The following is a 422-nucleotide window of genomic DNA, read 5'->3' as shown; positions in this document are numbered from 1 at the left end:
ATTATAACGACGGTAAATTTAAATCTGAAGCACAAAGCAAGTTCTTTAATGACGGTGCTTATGACAACGAGATTACCGTGGTCGGAGGTCATATTTTCAAATCTTGCTGGAATTGGATTGTTATCATCGATTCAGTTGGAATTGTGGAAGTCTACAAAAACACTAACAAAAAACGTACATTATTCTGGTTTCGTGAAACTAACGAGCAGTACAAAAAGGATAAAGCGTCTCGTTTATCCAAAGTAACCCAGGAAGATATCGAGTTTATCAAGAAAGATATCGAGATGTATGAAAATTTAATCGCTGAAGACCAGGCAGTACTCGACAAGTTTGATGAAATTAAAGCTTCTCGTGAAATCCCTGACTTCATGAAAGAAACAGTAAACGAACGATACGCTCTCACTTCAGAACGTATTGCAAAC

Annotated in this window: 1 protein-coding gene; it reads left to right on the top strand. The window is 37.0% G+C overall.

The features are described from left to right. On the top strand, positions 1-422 hold a 422-nt coding region (locus tag Y882_RS20430; protein WP_046973440.1), incomplete at both ends, for a hypothetical protein.

Source organism: Dyella japonica DSM 16301, assembly GCF_001010355.1.
GTDB classification, from domain to species: domain Bacteria; phylum Pseudomonadota; class Gammaproteobacteria; order Xanthomonadales; family Rhodanobacteraceae; genus Dyella; species Dyella japonica.
The sequence above is the reverse complement of the archived record's forward strand: the minus strand, read 5'-3'. Positions and strand labels throughout refer to the sequence as shown.